General features: G+C 71.6%; 20 protein-coding genes and 1 pseudogene. 6 read left to right on the top strand and 15 right to left on the bottom strand.

The annotated features are described in order from the left end of the window. The first annotated feature begins 88 nt into the window (after window positions 1-88). Window positions 89-553, top strand: a complete 465-nt coding sequence (locus A5655_RS24975) for a peroxiredoxin (RefSeq protein ID WP_067015127.1) — start codon at window positions 89-91, stop codon at window positions 551-553. Window positions 554-646: 93 nt separating this feature from the next. On the opposite strand, the gene A5655_RS24970 is transcribed toward A5655_RS24975, so the two are convergent. The 3 genes from A5655_RS24970 to A5655_RS24960 all read right to left on the bottom strand — a co-directional run bounded on the left by A5655_RS24970 (window position 647) and on the right by A5655_RS24960 (window position 3,498). Next, window positions 647-1,750 carry a calcium:proton antiporter gene (locus A5655_RS24970; RefSeq protein WP_067015125.1) on the bottom strand — a complete coding sequence of 368 codons (1,104 nt, stop codon included), beginning with the start codon at window positions 1,748-1,750 and terminating at the stop codon, window positions 647-649. A 64-nt stretch (window positions 1,751-1,814) separates the two neighbouring features. Then, window positions 1,815-2,639, bottom strand: coding sequence for an SAM-dependent methyltransferase (locus A5655_RS24965; RefSeq protein WP_067015122.1), 825 nt, complete (start codon window positions 2,637-2,639; stop codon window positions 1,815-1,817). 7 nt (window positions 2,640-2,646) lie between these two features. Further along, window positions 2,647-3,498, bottom strand: coding sequence for an AraC family transcriptional regulator (locus A5655_RS24960; protein ID WP_067015176.1), 852 nt, complete (start codon window positions 3,496-3,498; stop codon window positions 2,647-2,649). Window positions 3,499-3,553: 55 nt separating this feature from the next. On the opposite strand from A5655_RS24960, the gene A5655_RS24955 reads away from it, so the two are divergent. Further along, complete coding sequence (locus A5655_RS24955; RefSeq protein WP_067015119.1) at window positions 3,554-5,077, top strand: serine/threonine-protein kinase; 1,524 nt, start codon at window positions 3,554-3,556, stop codon at window positions 5,075-5,077. Here A5655_RS24955 and hisI read toward each other — a convergent pair. The 8 genes from hisI to hisD are packed head-to-tail and all read right to left on the bottom strand — an operon-like array spanning window position 5,074 to window position 11,464. Then, on the bottom strand, window positions 5,074-5,421 hold the full coding sequence (hisI, locus tag A5655_RS24950) for a phosphoribosyl-AMP cyclohydrolase (RefSeq protein WP_067015116.1): 348 nt from the start codon (window positions 5,419-5,421) through the stop codon (window positions 5,074-5,076). The genes A5655_RS24955 and hisI overlap by 4 nt on opposite strands. Beyond that, window positions 5,418-6,203, bottom strand: coding sequence for an imidazole glycerol phosphate synthase subunit HisF (gene hisF / locus A5655_RS24945; protein WP_067015113.1), 786 nt, complete (start codon window positions 6,201-6,203; stop codon window positions 5,418-5,420). The genes hisI and hisF overlap by 4 nt, the downstream gene beginning before the upstream one ends. A gap of 1 nt (window position 6,204) precedes the next feature. Continuing rightward, complete coding sequence (locus A5655_RS24940) at window positions 6,205-7,017, bottom strand: inositol monophosphatase (protein WP_067015110.1); 813 nt, start codon at window positions 7,015-7,017, stop codon at window positions 6,205-6,207. A 4-nt stretch (window positions 7,018-7,021) separates the two neighbouring features. Beyond that, window positions 7,022-7,756 carry a bifunctional 1-(5-phosphoribosyl)-5-((5-phosphoribosylamino)methylideneamino)imidazole-4-carboxamide isomerase/phosphoribosylanthranilate isomerase PriA gene (priA, locus tag A5655_RS24935; RefSeq protein ID WP_067015109.1) on the bottom strand — a complete coding sequence of 245 codons (735 nt, stop codon included), beginning with the start codon at window positions 7,754-7,756 and terminating at the stop codon, window positions 7,022-7,024. Beyond that, window positions 7,757-8,374 carry an imidazole glycerol phosphate synthase subunit HisH gene (gene hisH, locus A5655_RS24930; protein WP_067015106.1) on the bottom strand — a complete coding sequence of 206 codons (618 nt, stop codon included), beginning with the start codon at window positions 8,372-8,374 and terminating at the stop codon, window positions 7,757-7,759. After that, window positions 8,371-8,988 carry an imidazoleglycerol-phosphate dehydratase HisB gene (gene hisB, locus A5655_RS24925; protein WP_067015104.1) on the bottom strand — a complete coding sequence of 206 codons (618 nt, stop codon included), beginning with the start codon at window positions 8,986-8,988 and terminating at the stop codon, window positions 8,371-8,373. Before hisB ends, hisH begins: the two co-directional genes overlap by 4 nt. Next, window positions 8,985-10,121: a histidinol-phosphate transaminase gene (locus A5655_RS24920; RefSeq protein ID WP_067015101.1), complete on the bottom strand. Its 1,137-nt coding sequence runs from the start codon at window positions 10,119-10,121 to the stop codon at window positions 8,985-8,987. The genes hisB and A5655_RS24920 overlap by 4 nt, the downstream gene beginning before the upstream one ends. Then, on the bottom strand, window positions 10,118-11,464 hold the full coding sequence (gene hisD, locus A5655_RS24915) for a histidinol dehydrogenase (RefSeq protein WP_067015099.1): 1,347 nt from the start codon (window positions 11,462-11,464) through the stop codon (window positions 10,118-10,120). Before hisD ends, A5655_RS24920 begins: the two co-directional genes overlap by 4 nt. A 47-nt stretch (window positions 11,465-11,511) precedes the next feature. Here hisD and A5655_RS24910 point away from each other — a divergent pair, with 47 nt between their 5' ends. Then, the gene (locus A5655_RS24910; RefSeq protein ID WP_067015097.1) at window positions 11,512-11,925 is read left to right on the top strand and encodes a nitroreductase family deazaflavin-dependent oxidoreductase; all 414 of its coding nucleotides are present in this window, start codon (window positions 11,512-11,514) and stop codon (window positions 11,923-11,925) included. A gap of 177 nt (window positions 11,926-12,102) precedes the next feature. Here A5655_RS24910 and A5655_RS24905 read toward each other — a convergent pair whose 3' ends face one another. Beyond that, entirely contained in the window at window positions 12,103-13,131 is a 1,029-nt protein-coding gene (locus A5655_RS24905) for a zinc-binding dehydrogenase (RefSeq protein ID WP_067015094.1), read from the bottom strand. A 40-nt stretch (window positions 13,132-13,171) separates the two neighbouring features. Here A5655_RS24905 and A5655_RS24900 point away from each other — a divergent pair, with 40 nt between their 5' ends. Beyond that, on the top strand, window positions 13,172-13,738 hold the full coding sequence (locus A5655_RS24900) for a TetR/AcrR family transcriptional regulator (protein ID WP_067015091.1): 567 nt from the start codon (window positions 13,172-13,174) through the stop codon (window positions 13,736-13,738). Here the strand turns inward: A5655_RS24900 and A5655_RS24895 are convergent. Continuing rightward, window positions 13,724-14,137: an SRPBCC family protein gene (locus A5655_RS24895; RefSeq protein ID WP_067015088.1), complete on the bottom strand. Its 414-nt coding sequence runs from the start codon at window positions 14,135-14,137 to the stop codon at window positions 13,724-13,726. The genes A5655_RS24900 and A5655_RS24895 overlap by 15 nt on opposite strands. A gap of 91 nt (window positions 14,138-14,228) precedes the next feature. On the opposite strand from A5655_RS24895, the gene A5655_RS24890 reads away from it, so the two are divergent. After that, on the top strand, window positions 14,229-15,047 hold the full coding sequence (locus A5655_RS24890; RefSeq protein ID WP_067015174.1) for an AraC family transcriptional regulator: 819 nt from the start codon (window positions 14,229-14,231) through the stop codon (window positions 15,045-15,047). Window positions 15,048-15,121: 74 nt separating this feature from the next. Here the strand turns inward: A5655_RS24890 and nadC are convergent, their stop codons facing one another. Together nadC and nadB are read right to left on the bottom strand one after the other, a co-directional pair. Beyond that, complete coding sequence (gene nadC, locus A5655_RS24885; protein WP_197508796.1) at window positions 15,122-15,976, bottom strand: carboxylating nicotinate-nucleotide diphosphorylase; 855 nt, start codon at window positions 15,974-15,976, stop codon at window positions 15,122-15,124. A gap of 2 nt (window positions 15,977-15,978) precedes the next feature. Continuing rightward, window positions 15,979-17,244 (bottom strand): annotated as a pseudogene (gene nadB, locus A5655_RS24880) (L-aspartate oxidase); the annotation flags it as partial. On the opposite strand from nadB, the gene A5655_RS29030 reads away from it, so the two are divergent. Beyond that, the coding region (locus A5655_RS29030; protein ID WP_369807247.1) for an FAD-binding protein at window positions 17,176-17,405 on the top strand (230 nt) is incomplete at its 3' end. The pseudogene nadB and the gene A5655_RS29030 overlap by 69 nt on opposite strands.

Raw genomic sequence — 17,405 nt, 5'->3', positions numbered from 1 at the left:
CGGCGGCCCGCGAGCGTAACGTGGCTGCGATTTCAGGGCCCGCTTTTCGCACTGCCGTTACGCTCGCGGCACGCGTAGCGTGACGCGCATGAAACCTGGTGACACCGTGGACGACTTCGAGCTGCCCGACCAGACGGGGACGCCGCGCAAGCTCAGCGCCCTCCTTGCCGACGGGCCCGTGGTGCTGTTCTTCTACCCCGCCGCCATGACGCCCGGCTGCACCAAGGAGGCCTGTCACTTCCGCGACCTGGCCTCCGAGTTCGCCGCCGTGGGCGCCAACCGGGTCGGCATCAGCGCCGACCCCGTCGAGAAGCAGGCCAAGTTCGCCGACCTGCGCAAGTTCGACTACCCGCTGCTGTCGGACACCGAGGGCACCGTCGCCGCGCAGTTCGGCGTCAAGCGCGGGCTGCTCGGCAAGCTGATGCCGGTCAAGCGCACGACGTTCGTCATCGACACCGACCGCAAGGTGCTCGACGTGATCGCCAGCGAATTCAGCATGGACACCCACGCCGACAAGGCGCTGGAGACGCTGCGGGCGCGGTCTTCGGCCTGATCGAGGCCTAGCGCACCTACCTGTGGCGAGCAGACACAAAAGCCCCCGACACGCCGGGCGTCCGGGGGCTTTTGTGTCTGCTCGCGGTACCTGTCAGGGGATGATCGCCAGGAACACGTAGGCGGCGAGCAACACCAGGTGCACCTCGCCCTGCAGCCGGGTGGCCCGGCCGGGCACCACGGTCAGCACGCTGATCACCACCGTCAACGCCAGCAGCACCAGCTGGGTGGGCGCCAGGCCGAGCACCAGCGGCCCCTTCAGCCAGATGCTCGCCAGCGCGATGGCCGGGATCGTGAGCCCGATGCTGGCCATCGCGGAGCCGTACGCGAGGTTGAGGCTGGTCTGGATGCGGCCGCGCCGGGCCGCCCGCACCGCCGCGAGCGTCTCCGGCAGCAGCACCAGCATCGCGATCACCACGCCGACGAACGTCTGGGGAAACCCGGCCGCCGTCACCAGGCGTTCGACGGCCGGCGATTCCTGCTCGGCCAGCCCCACCACCGCCACCAGGGCGACGAGCAGCAGCACCAGGCTGACCAGCGCCGAACGCGGGCTCGGCGGGTCGGCGTGGTTCTCGTCCTCCTCGAAAAACCGCTTCTGGCCCTTCTGCGCGACGGGCAGGAAGAAGTCGCGGTGCCGAACGGTCTGGGTGAACACGAACAGCAGGTACAACAGGAGCGAGGCGACCGCGGCGAAGATGAGCTGCCCCGGGGAGAACTCCTTGCCGGGGTGGCTGATGGTGAACGCGGGCAGCGCGAGGCTCAGCGTCGCCAGCGTCGTGACCGTGGCCAGCGCGGCTCCGCTGCCCTCGGCGTTGAACAGCGTCACGCCGTAGCGCCGGGAACCCCACGACAGCGACAAACCCGCGATCCCGTTGGTGGTGATCATGAACGCGGCGAACGCGGTGTCCCGGGCGAGCGTGGCCGCCTCGTTGCCGCCGGACGCCATCAGCTCGACGATGAGGGCCACCTCGATGACCGTCACCGCGCCCGCGAGCACCAGCGACCCGAACGGCTCGCCGACGCGCGCCGCGACCACCTCGGCGTGCTGGACGGCCGCCAGCACGGCGCCGATCAAAAGCACGGCCTGCAGCGCGATCAGTACCGGCCCGGGGTGCTCGCCCCAGGTGGCCGTCAGGACGACGACGGCGATCACCGGCACCGCTGTGGTCCAGGAGGGCCAGGACAGCCGTTTGAGCATCGCCCGCCATTCTCGCCGATGACGCGCGGCGGCGCCCGACGGGTGCGCCCGCCTCAGGCCGGGTTCACGCCTTGGTCGCCACCACGAAGTAGCCGCGCGGCACGCCGGGCACGTCCATCGGGACGACCGGGTGCTCCCAGCGACGCCACCGGCTCCCGGGTTCGGCGACATCGGTGACCACGGCGGTCCAGCCGCGGCCCTCGACGAGGCCGGCCGGGGTGTCGGTGCCGAACACCCATGGCGCGCCCAGCCGCCGCATGAATTCCTGCGTCGACTGCAGGAACGGCGCCTCCAGCAGGGTCCGGCCGATCACGTTGTAGAGCAACACATGCCCCGGCGCCGACAGCGCGTCGATGCGCGCGAACAGGGTGTCGACGGCCGGCGCATCGATGTACTGGAGCAATCCCTCGACCAGCCACGCCGTCTTCGCCGACGACGAAAACCCTTGGTGAAGAAGGGTTTCCGGCCAATCCTCGGACAGGTCGATGCCGACCGCGACGCGGCGGCAGCGGGGCGGCGCACCGGCCAGTCGCTGGTCCTTGGCCGCGATCACCTGCGGCTGGTCCACCTCGTAGACCGTCGTGCCGGGCCGCCACCCAAGGCGATACGCGCGGGCGTCCATGCCCGCGGCAAGGAGCACCACCTGCGACGCGCCGTCGCGCTGGGCGTCGAGCAGCGCCTCGTCGAAAAAGCGCGTGCGAATGGCGATCTCGGCGGGCGACTGTCCGGTCGCGGCCACCGCGTCGGCCAGCAACCGTCGGCCGTCGTCGCCGGCCAGCCGTGCCGCGAACGGGTCGGTGAAAAGCGGGTCGTCGCGCCCGGATTCCTCGGCGCGCACCGCCGCCGCGAGCAGCCCGGTGGCCGCTACCGCCTGTTTGGTGTGGTCCATGTGCCGATCATGACGACGCGGGCGCCGCCGGTATTGGATTTTTGTGCCGCTCCGCGGGGACGTGGCTGGGCAACACGAGCCGCTGCTTTCGGTACTGCGTCGGCGTCATCGCGGTGAACGATCGGAACTCACGAACGAAGTGCGCCTGATCGAAATGGCCGGTGTCGGCCGCGATCCGCGCACCGCCCGCCGTTCCCGCCGCGAGCTGGCGCAGCGTCGCCTGCAGGCGACGGACCCGCGCGTAGGCCTTGGGCCCCAGGCCGACCTCCGCCCGGAACAGCGCGATCATCCGCTTGGTCGACAGCCCGGTCAGTCGACGCACTTCCGCCATCCGAACGGACGGGTTGGCCTCGATGGCGGCCAGCGCGGCGGCGACGGCCGGGTCGCGGCGCACGGCGAACCGGGCCCGCGAGAGCAGGAAGCGTTCGAGGATGCCGAATCGGGCGGCGACCGAGGGGGCGTCGATCAGGCGCTCGTGCAGTTCGTGGCCGCTGCGCCCCCAGATGTCATCGAGCCCGACGGCCACGTCTTGCAGGTCGCCGAGCGGGATTCCGAGAAACGGAAACGCGCCCCCGGGCCGGAAGTGAACGGCCATGGCGGGCTCGTCGGCCGCGATGTCGGTGATGTACGCGGCGCGGTGCGGTCCGGTCACGACCGCGGGCGGGACCGTCAAACGGGTGCGACCGTCGGCGGCGTAGAAGTCCAACCGCTGTCGCCGCCCCACGTCGAAGACGATGGTCACCGCCCCGCGCGGCAGCGCCCGGCTTCGGTAGTCGGGCCCGCTGTGTCGCCAATGGCCGAAGAATTCGACGTGCTCGGCCAGCGGCGGTGGCGGCCGATACAGCGCGGGCCCATACACCACGGGCACGTCCTTTCTGCCATCTTCGGGCCTAGGCCCTCAGTACCATGCTCACATGCCAGAAAGCGACGGCCTGACCGAAGGACAGGTGTTCGCCGGATACACGATCATTCGGCGGCTGGGGACCGGCGGCATGGGCCAGGTGTATCTGGCGCAGCACCCGCGGCTGCCGCGGCGCGATGCCCTCAAGATCCTGCCCCGCGAGCTGACCGCGAACGACGAATTTCGCCAGCGCTTCAACCGCGAGGCCGACCTGGCGGCGAGCCTGTACAACGAGCACATCGTCGGCATCCACGACCGCGGCGAATACAACGGTCAGCTGTGGATCTCGATGGACTACGTGGAGGGAACCGACGCCGCGAAACTACTGCGGACTCAGTACCCCTCCGGGATGCCGAAAGCCGATGTGGTCGCGATCATTTCGGCCGTCGCCGACGCGCTGGACTACGCCCATTCGCGCGGGCTGCTGCATCGCGACGTCAAACCGGCCAACATCCTGCTGACCGAGGCGAGCCCCAAACGACGGATCCTGCTCGCGGACTTCGGCATCGCCCGCGAACTGGGCGACATCAGCGGTTTGACCGCGACCAACATGTTGGTGGGCACCACGGCGTACTGCGCGCCCGAACAGCTGCAGGGGCTCGATGTGGACGGGCGGGCCGACCAATACGCGCTGGGCTGCACCGCCTTCGACCTGCTGGCCGGGTCCGCCCCGTTTCGCCACTCCAACCCGGCGGTGGTCATCACCCAGCACCTGTCCGCGCCGCCGCCGAACATCAGCGAGCGCCGGCCCGAGCTGGCCGACCTCGACGGCGCCATCGCCAAGGCGCTGGCCAAGAAACCCGACGACCGCTTCGGCACGTGCGCCGATTTCGCCGCGGCGCTGGGCAGCGGGCTCAACACCGCCGCGTCGGAGGTGACGGCCGGCCCCACCGAGGTCATCGCCGCGCCGACGGCGGTGATCGAGAAGCCGAAGAGCGCGCCGCCGCCGCCGGCCGCTAAGCCTGGCGGCGGGCGGGGACCGCTGGTGGCGATCGCCGCGCTGGTCGCGATCGCGGTGGTCGCGGTGGGCGCCTACTTCGGGATCCGCGCCCTCGGCGCCCGAAACCACCGGCACAACCCCGGAGCACCAACGGCGTCGGCGGCGCCGCTGCAGCCCGGCAATCCCGCTCCGGCCCCGGCGCCGGCGGCGATCCAGCTGGCGGGCCAGATCACCGATCAGTCGGGCGTGCTCGGGCCGCTCGAGCACGACGCGGTGAACCGCGCCCTCACCAATCTCTACAACGGGCGCGGCACCCGGCTGTGGGTGGTGTACGTCCCGAACTTCGGCGGCCTCAAGCCGTTCAAATGGGCCGAAAACGTCATGGTCGCAAACCATTTCACCGACAGCGACGCGATCCTGGCGGTGGCCACCGACGAGCCGGCCTTTTCCTTCCGGGTGCCCAACGCGGCGCTCACCGGGAAGGCGATCGATTTGGAGCTCATTCGCCGGGACCGCATCGCGCCGGCGGTGTTTCGCCACGAGTGGGCGCGCGCCGCGATCGCCGCGGCCACCGGGCTGGACGTCGCGCCGAGCTAGCTGTCGGGCCCCAGCAGCTGGTCGGCGTCGAAACAGCTGTGATCGCCGGTGTGGCAGGCGCCGCCAACCTGGTCGACGGTGAGCAGCACGGTGTCGCCGTCGCAGTCCAGTCGCACCGAATGCACGTGCTGGGTGTGCCCGGACGTCGCCCCCTTGATCCACTGTTCGCCGCGGGACCGCGAATAGTACGTGGCCTCACGGGTTTCCAGGGTGCGGGCCAGCGCGTCGTCGTCCATCCAGGCGACCATGAGCACGTCGCCGCTGCCGCGCTCCTGCACGACGGCGGTCACCAGTCCTTCGGCGTTGCGCTTCAGCCGCGCGGCGATCTTCGGGTCGAGCGTCATCGGACCGTGATCCGTTCCGCCGCCATCGCGGCCTTCACCTGCCCGATGGTCAGCTCGCGGAAATGAAAGACGCTGGCCGCCAACACCGCATCGGCCCCGGCCGCGACCGCCGGCGCGAAGTGCCCCACCGCCCCGGCTCCCCCGCTGGCGATCACCGGCACGGTGACCGCCGCGCGGACCGCGCGCAGCATCGGCAGGTCGAACCCCGCCTTGGTGCCGTCGGCGTCCATCGAGTTGAGCAGGATCTCCCCCACCCCGAGGTCGGCACCGCGGGCCGCCCACTCGACGGCGTCGATGCCGGTGCCCCGGCGCCCGCCGTGGGTGGTCACCTCCCAGCCCGACGGCGTCGGCGCCGATCCGGCGGGCACCGTGCGGGCGTCGACGGACAACACGATGCACTGCGAGCCGAATTGGGTTGCCATCTCGGCGAGCAGGTCTGGGCGGGCGATCGCGGCGGTGTTGACGGAGACCTTGTCGGCCCCCGCGCGCAGCAGGGTGTCGACGTCGGCCACGGTGCGCACCCCGCCGCCGACCGTGAGCGGGATGAACACCTGCTCGGCGGTGCGGCGCACCACGTCGAGCATGGTCGCCCGGCCCGACGACGACGCCGTCACATCCAGGAAGGTCAGCTCGTCGGCGCCTTCCGCGTCGTAGGCCGCCGCCAGCTCCACCGGATCGCCGGCATCGCGCAGGTTTTCGAAGTTGACGCCCTTGACCACCCGCCCGGCGTCGACGTCCAGGCACGGGATCACGCGCACGGCAAGGCCGGTACCCGAGTACATCTCAGTAGTCCTCGCGATCGCCGACGGCGCGCAGGATCTCGAGGACCTCGCCGTGCGCGCCAGGCGCCGCGGCCAGCACCGAATCCGACTCGGGCGTCCACGGTTTGCCGGCGAGGTCGGTGACGATGCCGCCCGCGGACCGCACCTGCGCCACCCCGGCGGCGTGGTCCCACACGTGGCCACCGAAGCTTATTGCGGCGCCGACGATTCCGTCCGCGACGTAGACGAGGTCGATGCCGGTGGAGCCGTGCATGCGCAGCCGCGACGAGACCCGGCTCAGGTTCTCCAGCAGGGCGAGCCGGTAGCGGCCCGGGAACCGGCCGCGCGAGTCGGCGCTGAACGTTCCGACCGCGACCAGGCTGTCGCCGAGCTGCGTGGTCTCCAGCGGCGGTTGCGGCGCACCGTTTTTGATCAGCGAGCCGCCGGCGATCGCGGTGTAACGCTCGCCGATGAACGGCAGCCAGGTCAGGCCCGCGACCGGCTCGCCGTCGTGCAGCAGGGCCAGCAGGATCGCGGCCATCGGCGACCCGGCCGCGTAGTTGAACGTGCCGTCGACGGGATCCACCACCCACACCCACGGCGAGTTCACGTCGGTGCCGCCGAACTCCTCGCCGTGCACCCCGATCCCGGTGGTGGCTTGCAGCGCGGTGACGACCTGCCGCTCGATCGCGAGGTCGATCTCGGTGGCGAAGTCGTTGCCCTTCTTGGCAACCGCGGAATCGGCGCGGTGGCCCTCCAGGAAGCGCGGCACCGCGGCGTCGAGGATGACGGACGCCTTGTCGACCAACGGCGACACCATTGCGTTCAGGTCCATGCCGTTACGCCCTCATCGCGGCCAGGGCCTGCGGCAGGGTGAACCGCCCGGCGTAGAGGGCCTTGCCCACGATGGCGCCCTCGACCCCGCGGTCGGTGAGCGTGGCGATGGCGCGCAGGTCGTCCAGGCTCGACACGCCGCCCGACGCGATCACCGGGACCTCGGTGCGGTCGGCCACCGCGCCCAGCAGCTCGAGATTGGGTCCGCCCAGGGTGCCGTCCTTGGTGACGTCGGTGACCACGAACCGCGAACACCCTTGACCGTCAAGGCGTTCCAGCACCTCCCACAGGTCGCCGCCGTCGGTCTCCCAGCCGCGCCCGCGCAGCCGGTGCTGGCCGTCGACGATTTGCACGTCGAGCCCGACGGCCACCTTGTCGCCGTGTTGTTCGATCGCGCGCGCGCACCAGTGCGGGTTCTCCAGCGCCGCGGTGCCGAGGTTGACCCGCGCGCAGCCGGTGGCCAGCGCCGCCGCCAGCGAGTCGTCGTCGCGGATCCCGCCGGACAGCTCCACCTTCACGTCGAGCTTTCCCACCACGTCGGCGAGCAGCTCGCGGTTGGAGCCGCGGCCGAACGCCGCGTCCAGGTCGACCAGGTGGATCCACTCGGCCCCGTCGCGCTGCCAGCCCAGCGCGGCGTCCAGCGCCGAGCCGTACTCGGTCTCGCTGCCGGCCTTGCCTTGCACCAGGCGCACGGCGCGGCCGTCGACCACGTCGACGGCCGGTAACAGAATCAGTGGCATCTACAGTCCCTCAACCCAATTGCTCAGCACGGCCGCACCCGCGTCGCCGCTCTTCTCCGGGTGGAATTGGGTGGCGGCCAGCGGCCCCTCCTCGACGGCGGCCAAGAATGGCACCTGGTGGGTCGCCCACGTCAGCACCGCCTCTTCCGAACCCTCCCAGCGCTGCGCGGCGTAGGAGTGCACGAAATAGAACCGGGCGTCGGCGGCGAGCCCCTTGAACAGCGCGCTGCCGGGCGCGGGATCCACCACGTTCCAGCCCATGTGCGGGATCACCGGGGCGTCCAGCCGGGTGACGGCCCCCGGCCACTGCCCGCAGCCCCTGGTCTCCACCCCGAATTCCACCCCGCGGGCGAACAGGATCTGCATGCCCACGCACACACCCAGCACGGGGCGCCCGGCGGACACCCGCTCGGCGATGATCCGGTCTCCCCCGACTTTCCGCAGGCCCGTCATGCAGGCCTCGAAGGCGCCGACCCCCGGCACCACCAGCCCGTCGGCGGCCGCCGCGGCCGCCGGATCGGCGGTCACCTCGACCGACGCGCCGACCCGCTGCAGCGCGCGTTGCGCCGACCGCAGGTTGCCCGAGCCGTAGTCGAGCACCACAACAGATTTGGTCACAGAACACCTTTGGTGGACGGCACACCCGACACGCGGGGGTCGAGCTCGACGGCCTGACGCAGCGCGCGGGCCACCGCCTTGTACTCGGCCTCGGTGATGTGGTGCGGGTCGCGGCCGTGCAGGACGCGCACGTGCAGCGCGATCTTGGCGTTGGAGGCCAGCGTTTCGAACACGTGCCGGTTGACGACGGTGTGATACGGCACCGCGCTGCCGGTGATCGTGGTGTGCTGCAGGTGATCCGGCTCGCCGGTGTGCACGCAGTACGGCCGCCCGGACACGTCGACCGCGGCGTGGGCCAGCGCCTCGTCCATCGGGATGAAGGCGTCCCCGAAACGGCGGATGCCCTTCTTGTCGCCAAGTGCCTGCCCGAGCGCCTGGCCCAGCGCGATGGCGGTGTCCTCGATGGTGTGGTGGCCCTCGATCTCGACGTCGCCCTTGGTGCGCACCGTCAGGTCGAAGCTGGCGTGGCTGCCCAGCGCCGTCAGCATGTGGTCGTAGAACGGCACACCGGTGTCGACCTCGACCTGCCCGGTGCCGTCGAGGTCGAGCTCGACGACGATGTCGGATTCCTTGGTGCGCCGTTCGATTCGCGCGCGGCGTGTTTGGGTGCTCACGGGGCTCCTACAGAGGTGGCTGGGGCCAGTTCGGTGGCCGCGATCTGGGCGCTGGCCCGCAGGAAGACGTCGTTCTCCTCGGCCAGGCCGGTCGTGGCGCGCAGGTAGCCGGGGATCCCGACGTCGCGGATCAGGACGCCGGCCTCCAGGTAGCGCTGCCAGGCGGCCGGCGCGTCGGCGAACTCGCCGAACAGCACGAAGTTCGCGTCGCTCGGGACCACCCGAAACCCCATGCCGCTCAACGCCGTTGTGACGCGTTCCCGCTCGGCGATCAGGGTGGCCACGCTGCCCAGGGTGTCGTCGGCGTGCCGCAGCGCGGCCCGGGCGGCGGCCTGGGTGACCGACGACAGGTGATACGGCAGCCGCACCAGCAGCATCGCGTCGATCATCGCCGGCGTGGCGATCAGGTACCCGAGCCGCCCGCCGGCGAACGCGAACGCCTTGCTCATGGTGCGGGTGACGACGAGCTTGGTCGGATACTCCTCGACCAGCGCCACCGCGCTGGGCCGCGAGGAGAACTCGCCGTAGGCCTCGTCGACGATCAGGATGCCCGGCACCACGTCGAGCAGCCGCCGCAGCTTCGCCAGCGAAACGCTTTGCCCGGACGGGTTGTTCGGGCTGGCGACAAACACCACGTCGGGCCGCCGTTCGACGACGGCGGCCACGGCGGCATCCACGTCGAGGCTGAAGTCGTCGGCGCGCGCCGCCTCGAGCCACTCGGTGCGGGTGCCGTCGGCGATGATCGGGTGCATCGAATAGGACGGGACGAACCCGATCGCGGTGCGACCCGGCCCGCCGAAAGCCTGCAGCAGCTGCTGCAGGATCTCGTTGGAACCGTTGGCGGCCCAGAGGTTTTCGACGTCAAGTGGGGTCCCGGTCTGCGCGGTGAGGTAGGCGGCCAGGTCGCGGCGCAGGGCCACCGCGTCGCGGTCGGGGTAGCGGTGCAGGTCCACGGCGGCCTCGCGCACCGACCGCACCACGTCGTCGACCAGCGCCTTGGTGGGCGGGTGTGGGTTCTCGTTGGTGTTCAGCCGCACCGGAACCGCCAATTGCGGCGCGCCGTACGGCGATTTGCCGCGCAGGTCGTCGCGCAGCGGCAGGTCGTCCAGCGTCGGGTTCTTGCGTTCGGTCACCGCTCGAACCTCCGCCGGACCGCCTCGCCGTGCGACGGCAGGTCCTCGGCCTCGGCCAGCGCGACCACATGTCCGGACACGTCTTTCAGCGCCGCCTCGGTGTAGTCGACGACGTGGATGCCGCGCAGGAACGTCTGCACCGACAGGCCGCTGGAATGACGGGCGCTGCCGCCGGTCGGCAGCACGTGGTTGGACCCGGCGCAGTAGTCGCCGAGGCTCACCGGCGCGTACGGGCCGACGAAAATGGCTCCGGCCGAACGTATTCGACCGGCGACCCCTGCCGCGTCGGCGGTCTGGATCTCCAGGTGTTCGGCGGCGTAGGCGTTGACGACCGCGACGCCGGCATCCAGGTCGTCGACCAGGATGATCGCCGACTGGCGCCCGCCGAGCGCGGCCGTCACCCGCTCGCGGTGCACCGTGGTCTGCAGCTGGGCGGCCAGCTCGGCGTCGGTGGCGGCGGCGAGGCGTTCGCTGGGGGTCACCAGCACGCTACCCGCCAGCTCGTCGTGCTCGGCCTGGCTGATCAGGTCGGCGGCGACGTGCGCGGGGTCGGCGGTGTGGTCGGCGAGGATGGCGATCTCCGTCGGCCCCGCCTCGGCGTCGATGCCCACCCGGGACCGGCACAGCCGCTTGGCGGCGGTGACGTAGATGTTGCCGGGCCCGGTGATCATGTCGACCGGCGCGAGGTCCGAGCCGTCGGTGTCGGTGCCGCCGTAGGCCAACAGCGCGACCGCCTGCGCGCCGCCGACGGCCCACACCTCGTCGACGCCCAGCAGCCGGGCCGCGGCCAGGATCGTCGGGTGCGGCAGGCCGTCGAACGCCGCCTGCGGCGGGCTGGCCACCACCAGCGAGCCGACCCCGGCGGCCTGCGCCGGCACCACGTTCATCACCACGCTGGACGGATACACGGCGTTGCCGCCGGGCACGTACAGGCCCACCCGCTCGACGGGCACCCATCGCTCGGTGACCGTCGCGCCGGGGCCGAGCGTGGTGGTGACGTCGGCGCGGCGCTGGTCGGCGTGCACGGCGCGGGTGCGCTCGATCATGACCCGCAACGCCTCGGCCACCGCCGGGGCCAGGTCCGCCAGCGCCTTGTCGAGCGCCGCGCCGGGCACCCGGACGGCCGGCGGCCGCACCCCGTCGAAGGACGCGCCGTATTCCAGCGCCGCCTCGGCCCCGCGCTCGGCGACCGCCTCCACGATGGGGCGCACCGTGGGCAGCACGCTGTCCACGTCGGCCCCGCCGCGGGGCAGCGCGGCCCGCAGCCGGGCGGCCGTCAGCTGCGCGCCACGCAGGTCAATGCGGGCAATCGGCGACGGCGGGGTGGGGGTCACGTTGTTCATTGTCCCAGAGCAGCTCAAGTCGATATCCGGCCGGTAGTGTGGCCCGCATGTCCACAAAGGATCACCCGAACAACGCCCCGGGCGTCCCGATGGTTTTCCCCGTCTGGTTCGAGCGCTTTCAGATCAAGTACCTCAACAAGGCGGTCAAGCCGTTCGCGCGTTTTCTGCCCGGGACCGCGACCATCAAGCACCGCGGTCGCACTTCGGGCAAGCAGTACGAGACCATCATCACCCCCTACCGCAAGGGCAACACGCTGGCGATCGCGCTGGCCCACGGCAAGACGAACTGGGTCAAGAACGTGCTGGCCGCCGGCGAGGCGGACGTGGAATACAGCCGCAACCGCGTGGTGCACATCACCAACCCGCGGATCCTGCCCGCCGGTTCCGACGGCGAGGGCCTGCCGCGGATGGTCCGCGCGCAGCTGAGCCGGGTCGGGGTGTTCGTCGGCGACATCGCCTGACTTTTCGCGGTTGAGCGTGCACGCACGGCTTTCCGTGTGTAGTGCCGGTCGCATCTCGGCGAATTTTCCCGCCCTACATTCACACGCAAAGCCCTAGGTGCACGCTCAAGGCGTGGCGTGACAGCTAGGGCGGGATTCGGGCCGATTTTTCCGCCCCAGACGCCACACTCAAGCGGTCTATGCCCTGGTGAAGACCGTCTTGCCGGTCATCGTCGGCCAGGCCGAAGGGGCGTCGTCCCATGCGACGACGCGGTCGACGGCCGGTGACAGGTCCAGGCCGCCGGCGAGCAATTCGAGCACCCGCGGGATGACCGAGCGCGCGCTGACGCGTCCGGTGATGAACCGCACGCCACGCGAGTACATCGGCAGCAACGGCATCTCGACCTTGTACTCGGGGTAGATCCCGGTGTCGGTGCACACGCCGTCGGGCCAGGTCGCGCGGAGCGTCGCCGATAGCAGCGCCGGGTCGGCCGTCGTGTGCACCGTGACCGGGTAAGAGCCCCAAGACTTCTCGGGTTTGGCGACGTCGTGGACGGTCGCGCCGAGCTTCTCGGCGGCGGCCAGCCGCTGCGGGTCGGTGTCGACGTAGTCGACGTGGGCCCCCAGCGCCGCGGCGATCGCGGCCGAGTACAGGCCGATCGACAGCCGCCCGAGCACCAGGACGCGGCGATCGACCGCATCGAGCGCGCCCAGCTCGTCACCGAACGGCCCGACGGTGCGCCAGCCGTCGGGAATGTTGTCCGACAGCGACGCAATGGAAATGGGGTCGGCGGGCTCGGGAAACGGGATGAGCATCGCGTCGGCGTACGGGACCAGCACCACATCCGACATGAAGCCGCCGCCGTCCAGCCCGGCGATCGGCGCCATCCCATAGGCCGCCATCAACGGCACCGAACTGCACGAACCGGTCACCCCGCGGCGGCATTCGCGGCAGGAGCCGCAATTGATCTGGAACGGCACCACGACGCGGTCGCCCACCCGGGCCCCTTTGACGTCGTCGCCGACGGCGACGACCTCGGCCAATCCTTCGTGGCCCACCGCGTACCCCGGCGGCAACGGCAGCCGCCCGTTGCACACCGCGACGTCGAGGTCGCAACACGCCACCGCCAGCGGCCGGACCAGCGCCTGCTCGGGCCCGGTGATCTGCGGTTCGGGCACCTCGCGCCACGCGTATCGCCCGGCTTCTTCGTACGTCAGCTGCCTCATCCCTGCATTCTTGAGTGATCATTCAAGTAAAGTCAATAGCATGCCGAGACCGGATCGCAGCCGCACCGCGTTGATCGACAAGGCCGCCACGCTGTTTCGCCGCCAGGGCTACGCGGCGACCGGCCTCAACCAGATCCTCGAGGAGGCGGGCGTCAAGCCCGGGTCGCTGTATCACCACTTCCCGCGGGGCAAGCAACAGTTGGCCGCGGCGGTCGTCGAGACGCAGGGCACCGCCATCGAGCAACTGCTGCGCCGGTTCCTGGCGACGGGCCGGCCGGTGGCCGACGTCGTCGATCGCTGGGCCGACCTGCTGGCGGCGGGGCTGGCCGGCGACCGCCGCGACGGCTGCCCCATCGAGCCGATCGCCACCGAGTCGGTGAACGCCAGCCCGCTGGTCCGCGAGGCGTCGGCGCGCGCCTTCAGCTGTTGGTGCGCAGCCATCGAGGAGCGGCTGCGCGACGACGGCTGGACCGCGGCGGAGGCGAAAACGGTTGCGCTCGCTGTGATCTCGCTGATCGAGGGGGCGCTGATCCTGTCCCGGATCTCCGGCGACGCGGGCGCGCTGGAGGCGGCCAAGCCCGCGGCGCGCACGCTAGTGCGCCGCTAGTTCGCCTTCGAGGCTGGCCTTGATCGCCTGAGCGGCGTCCTCCATCGCGGCGTGCAGCCGACCCGCCAACTCGTCCGGCAGAACATCCCGCGTCCAGATGAAGCGGCACCGCCGCGTGCCGTCGGGCACGATCTGCATCGCGGTGTTGTCGTGTTCGGGTCGCGCCGTGTCGCCGATGAGGGAGTAGACGATGCGGCGCGCGGATTCGTCTCGGGCGATCAGGCGTTCCCGGGCGACACTCCCGTTCGCGAACCTCACCACGCGAACGTCGCCGTCGGCCTGCGCCGACACCACGTAACCGCGGGCCATGCCAACCGGCCCGTCGGCCCAGTTGCCAACCACTCGCCAAACCCGGTCGGCGTCGACGTCGATCTGGAACTCGGTGCGTATTGATGCCATGAAGCCAGCTTCGCGTCCTGATGCGGCGCGGTCTTGAACATCCTTGCGGCCGCCTGTCGTCCTGCGGCGCTAGCCTGGCGCCGTGCTGTCGATGGTCACCCTCGCCGCCCGGCCCCACTTCAGCCTGGAGGCCTGGACGTGCCGGCCCGACGGCTCGAGCTGGTCGGCGATCGAGCGGCCGCTCGACGGGCGGCTGGTTTTGGTCAGGTCCGGCCGGTTTCAGCGGCGAGGCTCAGAGGGGCCGGTCGATCTCGATGCGACGGTCGGCTACGTCGGCGCGCCTGGCGAGGAAGACCAATTCGCCCATCCCCACGGCGGTGACGCATGCACCTCGGTGAGGCTGAGCGCGGCGTCGTGGCGACGGCTGGTCGGCGAGCCCGGTCGCCTGCGACGCTCGACCTTCTACGTCGACGCTCGGCTGGAACTCGCGCACCGGCGGCTGTTGGCCGCCGCCGATGTCGACTACCAACTCGCCGAGGATCTCGTGGCGCTGACCGCCACGGCGCTGCGAGCGGTAACCGACCCACGCACACCGATGACGGATCGGCCGGCTCCCGCTGACGCGCGTCTCGTGCATCGAGCCCGCGCGGCGATCCAGGACGACCACCCGGCGGCGCGCGGCCTTTTTCCGCTCGCGGAGCTGCTGGGCGCGTCGCCATATCGGTTGAGTCGGGCGTTCCCGCGGGAGGTGGGCGTGTCGCTGACCTGGTACCGCAACCGCGTCCGGGTGAGCCGGGCGCTCGATCGGCTGCAGCGCGGCGACTCGACGCTGGCAACCGTCGCAGCGGAGCTCGGGTTTGCCGACCAGGCGCACTTCAGCCGCGTGGTGCACCAGCATTTGGGCCACACGCCGGCGGCGCTCCGCCGCGAGCTGAGGCGCGCGCCCGGCGGCGCGGCCAGTGTGCGCTGACGGCTTTCGGTGTGAGCTTAGGGCGACGACACGCCGACGGAGTTCGCCCACCATTCACACTCAGGCGCAAGGCATTACATGTCCAGGCCGATGTCGAGCACGCGCACCGAGTGGGTCAGCGCGCCGACGGCCAGGTAGTCGACGCCGGTCGCGGCGTAGGTCGCGGCGTTTTCCAGGCTGAGGCCGCCCGACGACTCGAGCAGCACGGCGGGCGCCTTGGCGTCGCGGCGCTGCACGGCGGTCTGCGTCTGCCACACCGGGAAGTTGTCCAGCAGGATCAGCTCGGGCTTCTCGGGCAGCACCTCGTCCAGCTGCTCGAGCGAATCCACCTCGACCTCGCAGGGCAGGTCGGGGGCCGCTTCGCGCACCGCCCGCAGCGCCTCGACCACCGACCCCGCGGCCGCGACGTGGTTGTCCTTGATCAGCGCCGCGTCGCCCAGCCCCAGGCGGTGGTTGACACCGCCGCCGACGCGGACCGCGTATTTCTGCAGCGCCCGCAGGCCCGGCAGGGTCTTTCGGGTGTCGCGGATCTTGGCCTTGGTGCCGTGCACCGCGTCGACCCAGGCGGCGGTCGCGGTCGCGATTCCGGACAGGTGGCAGATGAGGTTCAGCGCCGTCCGCTCGGCGGTCAACAGGCCGCGGGTCTCCGCCTGGACCGTCAGCAGCGGCTCGCCCGGCTCCAGCCGGGCGCCGTCCTCGACGCGATCGAGCACCTGATAGCCGCCGGCGCCGAGCACCTCGTCGAGGACCAGCAGCGCCACGTCCACACCGGCGATCACGCCCGGCTGGCGGGGCACCATGGACGCGGTGACCACCGCGCCGGCGGGGACGGTGGCCTGCGTGGTGACGTCGGGCCCGTAGCGCAGATCCTCCTGCAGCGCACGCCGGATGAGGTCGCGGGCGGTGTCGAGCTCGCCGTCGGACAGCATCGTCACCCCACCGCCGCCAGCGCCTCAACCAGGACCGAGTTTTGGTCGTCGGCCAGCCGGAGCACGCTGCTGCGGGCTTGTTCGGGCGCGGCGTCCGGGTACTCCGCGCGGTGGTGGCACCCGCGGCTTTCGTTGCGCGCCAACGCCCCCGCGGTCACCGCCCGGGCGGCCAGCGTCAGCGCGACGTCCTCGAAATCGCGGCGGCCGGCGATGTTGCGGGCCGGCGCCTGAGACAGCTTGTCGGACAACCGGTTCAGCCCGGCCGCGTCGCGCACCACCGAGGCGTCCCGGCTCATGGCCCGGTGCAGGTCGGCGCGCGGCGTGGCGGTGTGGGCGACGGGCTCGGGGGCGACGGCGCGGGTGCGTCCGGCGGCCGCCGCGTGCGCGGCCGCGGCCTTCCCGGCGCGGCCGCCCACCACCAGCCCCTCGAGCAGGCTGTTGGACGCCAGGCGGTTCGCGCCGTGCATCCCGGTGCGGGCCACCTCGCCGGCGGCGAACAGCCCGGGCAACTCGGTCTGCCCGTGCACGTCGGTGACGACGCCGCCGCAGCTGTAGTGCGCGCCGGGGACCACCGGAATGGGTTGGCGGACGGGGTCGATCCCGGCCTCGCGGCACGCGGCGGTGACGGTCGGGAACCGCGCCTCGAAGCCCGCGATGCCGCGCGCGTCGAGGAAGACGCAGGGGTCGCCGGTCTCGCGCAGGCGCGCGTCGATGGCCGCCGCGACGACGTCGCGGGGGGCCAGGTCGCCCATCGGGTGAACGCCTGCGGTGACCGAATTGCCTTGGGAGTCAAGCAGTATCGCGCCCTCGCCGCGGATGGCCTCGGTGACCAGCGGACGGCGCCCACCCCCGCCGCCGAACAGCATGGTCGGGTGGAACTGGATGAACTCGAGGTCGCTGACCGGCACGCCGGCCCACAGCGCCAGCGCGATGCCGTCGCCGGTGGAGCCGTCGGGATTGGTGGTCGCCCCGTAGAGGTGCCCGAGCCCGCCGGACGCCAGGATCACCGACGGCGCGCTGACGATGCCGTACCCGTCCGGGTTGCCCGCCCACACGCCGGTCACCGACGCGCCGTCGTGCAGCACCCGCAGGGCCACGTGACCGGTGCGGATGTCGAGGGTGGCCGCGGCGTGGTCGAGCGCGCGCTGCACCTCGGCGCCGGTGGCGTCGCCGCCGGCGTGCACGATGCGCCGCCGCGAGTGCCCGCCCTCGCGCGTCACGTCCCAGCGGCCGGGCACCGCCTCGTCGAATCGAGCCCCGTCGCCGACACCCTGGCCGCCGGCGCCGGCCTGTGCGATCCCGACGCCGTGTGCTCGATCGTCGCCGACGGCTACCGCGCCGTGTCCGAATTGGTCGGCGACGGGGCTCGACTCGAGTCGTCGTTGCCCGGCAGCTGGGACGTGACGCGCGAGGGCGGGCACTCGCGGCG

The organism is Mycobacterium sp. 1081908.1 (assembly GCF_001673535.1).
Lineage (GTDB): Bacteria > Actinomycetota > Actinomycetes > Mycobacteriales > Mycobacteriaceae > Mycobacterium.
The sequence above is the reverse complement of the archived record's forward strand: the minus strand, read 5'-3'. Positions and strand labels throughout refer to the sequence as shown.